Annotated in this window: 9 protein-coding genes; 3 read left to right on the plus strand and 6 right to left on the minus strand. The window is 42.0% G+C overall.

The features are described from left to right. Positions 1-170 precede the first annotated feature (170 nt). Both BRLA_RS13145 and helD read left to right on the plus strand, forming a co-directional pair. Positions 171-2,120 (plus strand): glycosyl hydrolase family 18 protein, encoded by a 1,950-nt coding sequence (locus BRLA_RS13145; RefSeq protein ID WP_003336146.1) that lies wholly within the window; start codon positions 171-173, stop codon positions 2,118-2,120. Between the two features lie 400 nt (positions 2,121-2,520). After that, complete coding sequence (gene helD, locus BRLA_RS13150; protein ID WP_003336145.1) at positions 2,521-4,869, plus strand: RNA polymerase recycling motor HelD; 2,349 nt, start codon at positions 2,521-2,523, stop codon at positions 4,867-4,869. Between the two features lie 110 nt (positions 4,870-4,979). On the opposite strand, the gene BRLA_RS13155 is transcribed toward helD, so the two are convergent. From BRLA_RS13155 to BRLA_RS13180, 5 genes are all read right to left on the minus strand, one after another. Then, positions 4,980-5,369, minus strand: a complete 390-nt coding sequence (locus tag BRLA_RS13155) for a hypothetical protein (protein WP_003336144.1) — start codon at positions 5,367-5,369, stop codon at positions 4,980-4,982. A gap of 205 nt (positions 5,370-5,574) precedes the next feature. After that, entirely contained in the window at positions 5,575-6,105 is a 531-nt protein-coding gene (locus tag BRLA_RS13165) for a QcrA and Rieske domain-containing protein (RefSeq protein ID WP_003336143.1), read from the minus strand. Positions 6,106-6,123: 18 nt separating this feature from the next. Further along, the gene (locus BRLA_RS13170) at positions 6,124-6,690 is read right to left on the minus strand and encodes a 4Fe-4S dicluster domain-containing protein (protein ID WP_003336142.1); all 567 of its coding nucleotides are present in this window, start codon (positions 6,688-6,690) and stop codon (positions 6,124-6,126) included. Continuing rightward, positions 6,683-8,857 carry a molybdopterin oxidoreductase family protein gene (locus BRLA_RS13175; RefSeq protein ID WP_003336140.1) on the minus strand — a complete coding sequence of 725 codons (2,175 nt, stop codon included), beginning with the start codon at positions 8,855-8,857 and terminating at the stop codon, positions 6,683-6,685. The genes BRLA_RS13170 and BRLA_RS13175 overlap by 8 nt, the downstream gene beginning before the upstream one ends. Further along, a complete protein-coding gene (locus tag BRLA_RS13180) occupies positions 8,844-9,884 on the minus strand; it encodes a hypothetical protein (RefSeq protein ID WP_003336139.1) in 1,041 nt (346 codons plus the stop codon). The genes BRLA_RS13175 and BRLA_RS13180 overlap by 14 nt, the downstream gene beginning before the upstream one ends. 221 nt (positions 9,885-10,105) lie before the next feature. On the opposite strand from BRLA_RS13180, the gene BRLA_RS13185 reads away from it, so the two are divergent. Further along, complete coding sequence (locus tag BRLA_RS13185; RefSeq protein ID WP_003336138.1) at positions 10,106-10,732, plus strand: Crp/Fnr family transcriptional regulator; 627 nt, start codon at positions 10,106-10,108, stop codon at positions 10,730-10,732. 141 nt (positions 10,733-10,873) lie between these two features. Here BRLA_RS13185 and BRLA_RS13190 read toward each other — a convergent pair whose 3' ends face one another. Then, positions 10,874-12,166, minus strand: a complete 1,293-nt coding sequence (locus BRLA_RS13190; RefSeq protein WP_003336137.1) for a NarK family nitrate/nitrite MFS transporter — start codon at positions 12,164-12,166, stop codon at positions 10,874-10,876. Positions 12,167-12,275 lie beyond the last annotated feature (109 nt).

Raw genomic sequence — 12,275 nt, forward strand, 5'->3', positions numbered from 1 at the left:
TGCTGTTTTTATAAAAATATCAATAAATAGCAACATTCGTTACAAAAAACTATTATTCATTAACAAAGTATTTTTTTACAATTTCAAATTAAAAAAAGTATTGAAAAAAATCCACAAACAGGAAATAATAGGAATATAGTTGATATAAATATTAAAAAGGAGGCTGAAAAATGAAAAGATTTTTCTCATGGCTATCTACGCTTCTCGTTTTGGTAGCAATGCTTGTACCAAACACATCCTTTGCCGAGAACAGGAGCAACTCCTCGCCCTCAGATTCAAAAACGGCTGCTTCACCGTATAACAAACGGATTGTAGCGTATTATCCAGAGTGGGGGATTTATGCAGGACACAACAATTATACGCCTGCCAAAATTCCTTGGAGTAAAATTACCCATCTCAACTATGCCTTCGCAGACATTAACATGACAACAGGAACCATCGATTATTTTGACAAATATGCAGCGACAGAGGCCTTAATGGATGGAGCAACATGGGGTTCTCCTGATGCAGGTACGCTAGGTTCTATTCGCAAGCATAAGAAGCAATATCCACATGTTAAAACGATGATTTCCATCGGTGGCTGGTCTAGGTCTGCCGGATTCCATGACGTTGCCAAAACGCCAGAGGCAAGAGCCAAATTTTCCAAAAGTGTGATCGATTTTATTCGTCAATGGCAATTCGATGGGGTAGATATCGACTGGGAATACCCCGGCTTTAAACGCGACCCTGATAAAGTAGACAATCCTAATGATCTTGGTACACCAAAAGCAGATGATACCGAAAAAGAAACCTTCACTCTTCTTTTAAAGGATCTTAGGGAAGCGCTTACAAAAGCTGGACAAGAAGATGGAAAATACTACGAGCTGACAGCAGCAGTAGGTTGCGGTTTAGACAAAATCGCCAAGACCGAGCCTGATAAATATGCCCAATACCTCGATTTCATCAATGTCATGACCTACGACATCCACGGCGCGTGGGAAAATAAAACTGGCCATCACTCCCCTCTTTTCCCAAACCCGAAAGAACCCTATGAAGAATTCGTCAAAGTGAATTACAATACGGCTCAGGCAATGAAAAACTTTGAAAAATTTGGTATCTCAAAGGACAAGCTAATTGTCGGCTCTCCTTTCTACTCGCGTGGATGGGGACAAGTGAAAAATGATGGTCCGATTCCTGAACTGCCTGGTCTGTTTGCTTCCACTGTTCCTGAAAGTGTAAAGGGAATTTGGGATGGTGGTCGAAACGCAGGCAACAATCCTTACTACCATATCAAAGAGGTGCTCGAAAAAGATCCTGCCTTTAAAAAGTATTACGACCCTGTTGCCAAAGCTCCTTATCTTTACAGCGAAAGTAAACAACAAATGTATACTTATGAGGATCCAACTTCCCTACAAGAAAAAGTAAATTTTGTTAACCAAAATGGATATGGCGGCATCATTGTCTGGGAAGTGACAGGAGATCCAAAAGAAGAATTAATTCATGTAATCGCAAATGGCTTCAAATCTGGCACCACCCCTACAGAATATGGAGCTGTTTCCTTAGAGGTTACCAAGCAGTCCTACTCCTTCACACCTGAAATTACCTTTAATGGCGCTACCTATAATGTTGCTTTTGGGCAGAAAAAGCTAGTGGAGCAAGTGCCAACAGGTACTTACGCGATCACGGCAAAACCATTTGAGGATACCACCTACAAATACTCTCCAATCGTTAAACCAGCTACCGTTCATGTTGCCAAAGGGCAAACACATCCCGTCACAATCGAATACAAACAGGAGCCTAAAGGCCCTACCGATCCTGATCCAAGCAAAGTTCAAGCTAAGGTGGATTTTCAGATAACCTCACAGTGGGATAATGGGTACAATTTTAACCTAGTTATAACCAACACAGGGAACACACCTATTACAAATTGGACCCTACAATTTGACTATACAGGTCAACTCACTTCTGTTTGGGATGCCACTCTCACACCAGGTCAAAACAACTACACAGTTAAGCCTCCAAGCTGGGCAACGGAAATTGCACCCGGGAAATCCTATACAATCGGCGGTGCTGGTTCTGGGAAAGCCTCCGTTCCTACCAACTACAAAATAAATGGTTCACCCATTACAGGAACCTCATAGTATCTCCTTAAAAACGTATGAATGAACCTCAGTAGTAAACAGCATGATTGAAAAACGATTTACATTCGGTTTACTACTAACACTCATTACTATTTGTACACAATAAAAAGAAGAGCCTGCGCTGTTCGTTTGCAGGCTCTTCTTTTTGCCGATCAAAAAACCTCCCATCCACTTTAAAGGTAGCTGGGAGGTATCGTTGTCGATAACTGATCTAGAAATTATATGTAAGACCTCAAAAATAACATTGAAAAAATCCATTCATGATGATAGAATGGAAGGTGCTTCTGTAATTCACTTTTCAATAATCACAATCATATAATTAGATTTTATCATGTGAAGATTCACTTGTCAATCCCCTTCTGCACTTTTAATTCAAGTAAAAGGAGTGACTTATTTCGTTATGACAGATCAAAATTGGAAACAAGAGCAAATACGTGTTAATCAAGTCATTCATGAAATTGATCGCCGGTTAAAGCAATACGAGGCTGATGTACATGTGCTTCAATCTGATGTGGTTGAAATGCGCAAAACCTTTTGGGACGATGTGAGCGTGAATTTAGATGATCCTCATGAGGCCGTCGAAACCTATGCTAGCGTCAAGCAGCAAGCAGAAATATTATCCGAGCGGGAACGTACACATGTGCATACCCAAAACCAATTGCGTACCTTAACACGCTTACGCGAATCTCCATACTTTGGTCGAATTGACTTTGTTGATTATGCTTTGCAGAAAAAAGAGGCAGAGCGCATCTATATTGGTCTCGCATCTCTTCTTACCCAAACAGACGATGAGCTATTAATCTATGACTGGCGTGCCCCTATTGCCAGCCTTTACTACGATTATCCGCCTGGAGAAGCCCAATATGATACACCAGACGGTTTTGTGGTTGGATCACTTGAATTAAAGCGACAATTTATCATTAAAAATGGTACGATCGAGGGGTTATTTGATACAGGTGTCACTATTGGAGATGAGCTGTTACAAGAGGTACTTGGCAAACAAGGAACCAATCAGATGAAGACCATCGTTTCCACCATTCAGCGTGAACAAAATCAGATCATACGTAATGAAAAAAGTCAGCTTTTAGTCGTACAAGGAGCGGCTGGGAGCGGAAAAACCTCCGCTGCTCTCCAACGTATCGCATACTTACTCTACCGCTATCGAGATCGTCTATGTGCAGATCAAATCGTTTTATTTTCACCAAATCAGATGTTTAATAGCTACATTTCTACCGTGCTGCCAGAGCTTGGCGAAGAGAATATGCAGCAAACAACCTTCCAGGATTTTTTGAGCAAGCATATTGGAAAAGCTTTTACAATAGAAGACCCCTTTTCTCAATTAGAATATGTTCAGACAGCTTCCAAGGAGTCAGATTATCAAGCAAGAGTAGAGGCCATTCGCTTCAAGGCTACCTCTGATTTTATACAGCTTATTGAATGCTACGTCCACCAATTAAGCAAGCAGGGTCTTGTGTTTCATGACATTTCATTTCAAGGCAACGTGTTAATCACCCAAAAGCAAATGGCAGATAAATTCTATTCCTTTGATCCTTCTATATCCATCCCTTTGCGAATCAAACAGCTAGCTGACTGGTTACTTGCGCAAGTAAAACTAGCAGCGCGCAAAGAGCAAACGAAATCTTGGGTAGAAGATGAGGTTGAGCTATTAGATAAGGATGATTTTCAAAAGGCCTATGACATGTTAGTAAAACAAAATCGCTTACGAGGAAATTCATTTGACGATCATGAGCAAGAGAAAAAAATACTAGGGCGCATGATTGTAAACAAACACTTTAAGCCATTGCGGGCTCGAATCAAACGACTTGGGTTCCTTGATCTTCCTTCCATCTACCAACAGTTGTTTACAACTGCTCCTGATACAGAAAGTGATACGATTACTCTTCCCACTCAATGGGAAAAAATTTGTTCCTTAACTCTAGAAAAGCTTAGTCATCGTGAGCTTTATTACGAAGACGCTACTCCTTATCTCTATCTGCAAGGCTTACTCAAAGGCTTCGGTATAAATACACGGGTTTTACATGTTTTCCTAGATGAAGCACAAGATTATTCACCCTTTCAGCTAGCCTTCTTTAGAAAAATGTTTCCTTTTAGTAAAATGACCTTACTTGGAGACTACAATCAAATGATCTTAGCTCATACAGCTCCCACTCACGAATGGACAGCATTTACGTCCACATTTTCTACTGCCACTAGCGAAATCATTCAACTGACTCGTAGCTACCGTTCCACTCGACAAATCGTTTTGCTTACACGTGAACTTGTTGAAGGTGGCCGAGATATTATTCCTTTCAATCGGGACGGCAGAAAACCTACCCTGACAATAGCAGGAAACATTACCAAGCTTACCCGTGATATCTCAAAACACCTTCAAGAATTACAGCAAGCGGGGCATCGTACCATTGCCGTCATTTGTAAAACGATGAAAGAAAGCAAGGAAGCATATGAGCTTCTACGAGCAGAGCTATCCGTACGGCTAGTGGAGCAAGACACAGCTAGCTTTGAGCCGGGCGTGCTTGTCGTTCCTGCCTCTCTTTCAAAAGGCGTTGAGTTTGATGCCGTCCTTATCTACAACGCCTCGGCAGATCAATATGGAAAAGAAAACGATCGAAAGCTACTGTATACAGCATGTACCCGGGCTATGCACGAATTGCATCTCTACTGCCTTCAGAACATAAGTCCATTTATTTCGTCAGTTTCTTCTGAGACGTATGAACTGCATCAGGAGTAGTATTCCTTTTTTTAGTCTACACAAAAATCCCGTTCCTCTAACTATGAGCTTCCATCATTTTTAGAGGAACGGGATAAATTTTTACCTTTTATCTAAAAGCTATAAGTATCTTACATAGTGGGTCTGTGAAACATAATGTGATAGATTAATTGACGCTCACTATCATTTATCTGAAGTTCATCTTTCCTCTGATCATTCTCCCAATCCCTACAGCTTTCCGGTTTTTCTTGGTTATTTTGTTGCACCTGTGCCGCCAACTGCTTTAAGCTGATCCCAACTCCAACCGCAGGAATTGCGATAAACTGACAGGAATTAAAATACAGGCGAACCATGGTATCATTTTCAATCAATTCCCATTTAGCCAAATGACGATGAATCGGAGGTGCCACCTCTTTTTCTGCATCCTCGGCAACATCAATGATCTGAATCTCCATAGCGCAATCCACAAAATCAGGCAGTATTTTTTGCAAAAACGAACCAACCTGCTTTTCTGCGTTCATCGTCACTTCTCCTTTCCAATCGTCCCTCAACTATCGGCGTTTATCAAGTGAATAGAGTAAAAAGGCCACCGGTACACAAATGATAGCGAGGCCGCTATATAGCAACACCTCCATATAACGCTGGGCATAAAACATATCGACGCACAGTTGCACAAACGTAATACTCGCCAACAAAAGCACGCTCATGCAAACAACTCTCCATTGGCTAGATTTCATACGGCTTCACTCCTGTCGCATAAATGGCTCCACCTTCAATTTTGAGCTTAATTTCGGGTAAAGCACGTTTAGGTGGGCCAGCGATCGGATCTCCTGTTATAACGCTAAATTTACCATGATGGCACGGACATAATAATTCCTGTTGCTCCTTATTCCAAAACACAGGGCATTTCAAATGAGGACAGGAGTTCTGATAAGCTCTATATTCGTCCTTCCCTATACGTACTAGCAATGCTGGATCATGCTTGCTTGGATAAGTAAAATTGACTGCTTCGCCGATCCCGATCTGAGCTATATCCGCTATCTTTAGCAGGTTATCTTCCTGCTTAGGTGCAAGCCCAAGCAGCTCGCGGGCAGCCAGTGTTCCCCAGGGTAATGAGGCTACGGCAAATACTCCTACAGCTCCGGCCATCGTTTTCATGAATCCACGCCGATCCAACTTACGTTCATTATCTCGATGAATATTATGTGTATAGTTATCATCCTGCTTTGGGACTATCATTTTTTGTTTATTTTCCATATCGTATGACACCCTCCCTTAGAATAGCTTCTGTTTTCCTTGTAAGATGCCAGGCAGACTGATCTTGACATTCGTTTCCCCTTCTAAGGCGCCAAGCATGCTGGCGGTCCATTTACCGTTGGCCAGCTTTACCTGAGAATCCTTCTGGGCTAGCTCTTCTTCTGTTAGCCATTGCAATGTATTGGTAGGGCAAACAGAAGCACACATTGGAGGAATCCCGTCCTTTGATCGATCGTAGCAAAGATCGCATTTGTACATTAGGTTCTGTTCTTCATCAAATTTTGGGATACCATACGGACAAGCAATCGTACAGTTTTGACAGCCTATGCATTTTTCTACTAAAGCTGATAAAACCGCTCCATTATCGGCTATCTGAATCGCTTGAGCAGGACAACTTCTAGCACAAGCCGGATTAACACAGTGCAGGCACATTAGTGGAATCGTCTGACGACTGACAAACGGGTCGGTCTCCAACACATAGTTGCGATTGCGCATATCATGGCCACCACACTGCGTACAGGCTGCTAGACAGCTCCGGCACCCGATGCAATTTTCCATTTCAATATATAAAGTGTGCTTAGCCATGGTATTTCCCTCCCTTGTCTAGCTTGACGATCTGTGCTGCACATGCCTTAAATTCTGGCATCCGACTATAAGGATCAAGCGCTGGATTCGTCAGCAGGTTAATGCATTCGTCCTTTCCCCAATGGTAGGGTACAAAAACAGTATCAGGTCGAATCGCTTCAATAATTTTCACCTTGTACTTCGCTTGACCGCGGCGGGTTTTTAATACAACAACCTCATCATGCTTGATGCCATATGCCTCTGCTGTTTCAGGATGAACCTCTAGCAATGGATCGGGATACATTTCTTTCAAAAAAGGAATCCGGCGTGTCTGATTACCAGAAAGATAATGAAAGACTACACGCCCCGTCGTTAAGCGCAACGGATATTCCTCACATGGCTCTTCTGCTGGCGGGCGATAAGGCAGAGCACAAATCTTCGCCTTGCCATCAGGATGATAAAATTGTTTATCTAAAAACAAATGCGGCTGTCCTTGATCCTCATCTGATGTACAGGGCCAAAAAACGCCATTATTTTGTTCAATTTTTTCATACGTAATGCCCGAATAATCTGCAACAGCGCCCCGAGACAGCTCCGTTAGCTCAGTAAATATATCGCGTGGAGATTGTAAATGCCCAAAATATTCTCCCCGTCCCATTCGTTTGGCAATTTCAATTTGAATCCACCAATCAGGCTTAGATTCCGCATACCAGTTTTGAGCTTGGTTGTGACGAATTACACGTCCTTCAAGATTTGTGGTCGTGCCTTCATCCTCTGCCCATGTTGTAGTTGGTAAAATCACATCTGCATATTCAGCCGATTCCGATAAATAAAAATCCACACAAACCATAAAATCAAGTTGCTTAAGTGCTGACCGTACATGATTCTGGTTAGGCGCACTTACCGCGGGATTCGAACATAACAAATAGAGAGAACGGATGGTTTTATCTAGCATCAGTTGGAACATTTCGTAGGCAGATACCCCTTTTTTCGGCATCTCACAAACAGGTACCCCCCAACGTTCTGCTACTAGCTTTACATCCTCGGGATTATCCATTTTACGATAGCCCGGTAATTGGTCCGCTTTCTGTCCGTGTTCACGTCCACCTTGTCCGTTACCTTGGCCTGTTAATGTTGCTACCCCTGATTTGGGACGTCCAATTTTTCCTGTTACTAACGCCATATTTGTATAGGCTGATACATTATCTGTTCCTTTCGATTGCTGTTCCACACCCCGACAGAACATAACGATCGCATTTGGAGCCTTCCCATATATCTCGGCAGCACGAATGATTTTCTGGATGTCACATCCTGTAATCTCACTCACATATTCTGGTGTAAAGTCCTTTACCAATTCCTTTGTTTCCTCAAAACCATTTGTGTGGTTTTTCACAAATTCTTCATCGACATACCCTTTTTCAATCAACAGATGAACAATTCCATTTGCTAAGGCTAAATCGGTCCCCGGACGAATATCTAAATGAATATCGGCTCGCCGTGCCAACGGTGTTTCACGTGGATCGACGACAATTAGGTACCCCCCTCGATTCTGAACCTCCCAAATACGAAACATGCTCGTGGGATGGCACTCTGCAGCATTTGATCCCGTGATAAACAAACAATCCGTCTGATGAATATCTGTCCACGGAACGGTGGAACCTCGATCAATTCCCAGGCTACGATTTAAGCCTGCTGCCGCTGATGACATGCAAAAGCGACCATTGTAGTCAATATAGCGTGTTTGTAAAGCAATCCGAGCAAATTTCCCGGTTAAATAACATTTTTCATTGGTCATCGAAACCCCAGAATAAACAGACAGGGTATCCTTTCCATACTTCTCTTGCAGTTCCTGATACTTTCGGACAATAAGGTCTAAAGCTTCGTCCCAGCTAGCTTCTCGAAAGCCTTCTGATGTTCCTTTTAACGCTGCATTATCACGAATTAACGGACGTTTGATCCGATCAGGATGATTCACCTGCTGATAAGCTGTTGTTCCTTTAGGACACAGCTTGCCTAGATTAACGGGAAAATCATAGCGAGGTTCTACCCCGATGATCTTGTTAGAGGCAATGTCCACTCGCAATTTCATGCCACATTGCATACCGCAGTAGCTACAGTGAGTATCAACAAGCCTTTCACCTGGATGAATTTTGTTGGGAATCTGTTTTTGAAATTTATCCGTTGGCATGCTGGTTGCCCTCCTCCTTCAAAGTTTGATGTGTTGGTTTACCTGTAAAACGGAACATCCGATATTTGCGGCGACATGGCAGGCAAAGCTCTGCTAAGTGAAAGCCCTCCTGCATTTCAAATGCCATTTGATTTTTTTGTAGCACCTCGATAACATCGTTCGATTGCTCTGCGGAGACGAATTCTGCACCGCATAGCTTACAGGTTTTCATCGATTGTTCACTGTAATGAAGTCGATAATTGCGAGCAAACACACTCATTGGACGGAATGGCACATGCGCAAGCTTACCAAATGGCAGATAAATTAATGTAATAATAACAAAGAACTGATGAATCATTTTTAATACAGGATGACCAAAGCCTGCCAAAAAGACATTAGATGCGGTTAAGAATAGACCTGTGATACTGATAGCCATTAATAAATATAGCGGTAAAAAATCGTAAACAAAGCTTTGTTCTGCACGCGCTTGCATATCCTTATACCGTCGATACAAGGCCATTGAAACACCAGCAATCACCATAAAGGCGCTAATGTTTAAAGCATTATAAAAACAATAAGCTAAGATTCCATCTGCCTGAATCGTCATTAAATCAATTCCCATAAATACAACCGTGTAAATTCCGTTTATCGGCATCGTAAAATACATCCAGCCAAAAACAAGCGGGAAGGTTACGAAAGCGGCAAGCATACAGCCCCATCCTATCAGGATATGCTGAGTCCAACGATACCAATGGCGATTCCAGATGAAGCGATACGTTACCAGTTGTTCGGTAGCTGTTTTAGGGCTATTTTTACGAAAAAGTAATTTTATCCCCTTTTTAATGATAAGCTTAGTAGGTGGACGTTCTGCCCACGCGCCAAATCGATATAAAAATCCGCCAATAAACACGATTGTGCCAACCATATACCCATATAAGGCTAAATCCATATGTGTAAATGATCTTGAGCCTACATATGATAAGAAAAACAGCACCAAGATTATGCAAAAGGCTCTCTTGGCAAATTTGGATGCAAAAGCACGATCCATGATCTACTACCCCCCTGTAATTTTTCGTTTGTTTTGCCCTATTTTTTCTTTTTTAGGTGATGATCGATTGTCATTGTACTTAATTCACTTCTTGCTCATTGTGATGAGCATCACTTATTCCTGCACAAATTTTTAACATTGTGAAATAGTGCCTTTCATTTCTAGTTATTCATCGCTATAATAAAACGCAAGAAAACGTCAATTTGCATGGAGGTCTCGTTGTGGGCAATCAAGGATTTACATTCATTCAACAAGTCTCCCCTGACTTTACCCAGCGTCTAAAAGAGATTTCTATTTCTAAAAAATTTGCTGCTGGCTCCGTGCTTTTTATGGATGGAGACAAGGCTGATCATTTATACCTGATTGAATCCGGACAATTGAAACTGACAAAGACGACGACGGACGGAAAAGAATTAACTCTGCAAGTCTTCAGCGATGGCGAACTAGTAGGGGTACCCGGATTGTTCGAAGAGAGCTTAAGCTACAACACTACCGCCAGCATGTTGCAAGCGGGTGAAGTCAACATTATCCCCCGTCAATCCTTAGAACGCCTTCTCTTGAAAAATGGGATGTTCTGTGCTGAGTTTTTGCGGTGGATGGGTATCATGAATCGCCGTATCCAATCCAAATTCCGTGATTTGTTGTTAAATGGCAAAATCGGAGCACTATACTCCACGCTTATCCGGCTGAGTAACAGCTACGGAGAGCCACATGAAAAAGGGATTTACATTACGCTTGCTCTTACTAATCGAGATTTGGCTCAATTTATTGGGCTAACCAGAGAAAGCGTAAACCGCATGCTGTCTGATTTAAAGAAACAAGATGTCATTGAGCAAAATTCCCAATGAAATATTTTAATTAAGGACCTTACCTTTTTAAAAGATGCCATCTGCTGTGATGATTGTCCCAATGAAATATGTCAGATTTAAAAGAGAGTCTTGGTCACTGGCAACCAAGACTCTTTTGTTTGAATCAAGCCGGGTTATACTCTAGCACTTTACCTCGGCATTTTTACGTGCATAGAAGTACCACAGCAAGATCAAAGCTACTGCATAAAACACCAAGAAACCATATAAAGCAATATCTGGAGCACCTGTAGCCTTAATCGACATACTAAATGATTTTGGAATAAAGAATTGCCCGTAAGCCGCAATAGCCGATGTAAAGCCGATGACTGGCGCCGCTTCCTTTGGAGGAAAGATCGTAGGCATCATACGTGTAACGGAGCCATTACAAATCCCCGTCGTAAAGAAAATCACGATGAAACAGGCGAAAAATGCCCAGAATTCTTTAGCATTCATGAAGTAGATAACACCTGCCGTAGCAGCGATCAGCAGAATCACATTGTAGAGAGTTACTCTTGCCCCACCAAGCTTATCTGCCAGCATACCACCAATCGGCCGAACTAATGCTCCTAATAGAGGACCAATAAAGGCATATTGCAACGGATTCACATCAGGAAATTGGTGCTGGGTTAGCAATGGAAATGCTGTTGCAAAGCCGATAAAGGACCCGAAGCTCATCGTGTAGAGAAACGAACAAATCCACATATGCTTGCGTTTAAAAATAACCAATTGATCTGTAATCGATTGCTTCATCGGAAGATTATTCATTCCAAACATAGCTGCAATTGTTGTCAGTAAAATTGGGATTACCCAAATAAATCCAGCATTTTGTAGCCATAATTGCGTTGCATCGCTCGTTTGTGGTCCACCAGCGATATTTCCAAATACGCTAATTCCAATTACGATTGGTACTAGAAATTGTGCTACACTTACACCAAGATTCCCAAGTCCCGCGTTTAACCCCAAGGCAGAACCCTTCTTCGCTTGTGGAAAAAAGAAACTAATATTTGCCATGGAAGAAGCGAAATTACCACCACCAAAGCCGCACAAAATGGCGAGCAATGCCATTGTCTCATAGGAGGTAGACGGATCTTGTACAGCAAATCCAATCCAAATGGCTGGGATTAACAAAGTCGCTGTACTGAATACGGTCCAATTACGCCCCCCAAAGATCGGAACAACAAAGGCATATAAAATACGCAGTGTAGCACCTGAGAGACCTGGAAGAGCAGCTAAGCTAAATAGTTCATCTGCTGTAAATTGAAACCCGACTTTATTCAGATTCACAGCAACAACCGACCAAATGGACCAAATACTAAAAGCAAGTAAAAGGGCTGGAATAGATATCCAAAGGTTACGGTTGGCCACTTTTTTGCCTGTAGATTCCCAAAATTCTGGATTCTCAGGCTCCCATTTCATTACTCCTTTTGTTGACATAGGTTACCTCCTCTAATAAGTTCAAACGCTCAACCTATTTTTTTAAACGAAATTGAACTTTTTTATATATACAACCTTTTTTACATCACAAATCATACCCAACTCTTAT

Origin of the sequence: Brevibacillus laterosporus LMG 15441 (assembly GCF_000219535.2) — a bacterium.
GTDB lineage: Bacteria > Bacillota > Bacilli > Brevibacillales > Brevibacillaceae > Brevibacillus_B > Brevibacillus_B halotolerans.

Bases quoted from the DNA above. Each gene is read 5' to 3' on its own strand.
- BRLA_RS13145 (WP_003336146.1), top strand. From the start codon at position 171: ATGAAAAGATTTTTCTCATGGCTATCTACGCTTCTCGTTTTGGTAGCA.
- helD (WP_003336145.1), top strand. From the start codon at position 2,521: ATGACAGATCAAAATTGGAAACAAGAGCAAATACGTGTTAATCAAGTC.
- BRLA_RS13155 (WP_003336144.1), bottom strand. From the start codon at position 5,369: ATGAACGCAGAAAAGCAGGTTGGTTCGTTTTTGCAAAAAATACTGCCT.
- BRLA_RS13165 (WP_003336143.1), bottom strand. From the start codon at position 6,105: ATGGAAAATAAACAAAAAATGATAGTCCCAAAGCAGGATGATAACTAT.
- BRLA_RS13170 (WP_003336142.1), bottom strand. From the start codon at position 6,690: ATGGCTAAGCACACTTTATATATTGAAATGGAAAATTGCATCGGGTGC.
- BRLA_RS13175 (WP_003336140.1), bottom strand. From the start codon at position 8,857: ATGCCAACGGATAAATTTCAAAAACAGATTCCCAACAAAATTCATCCA.
- BRLA_RS13180 (WP_003336139.1), bottom strand. From the start codon at position 9,884: ATGGATCGTGCTTTTGCATCCAAATTTGCCAAGAGAGCCTTTTGCATA.
- BRLA_RS13190 (WP_003336137.1), bottom strand. From the start codon at position 12,166: ATGTCAACAAAAGGAGTAATGAAATGGGAGCCTGAGAATCCAGAATTT.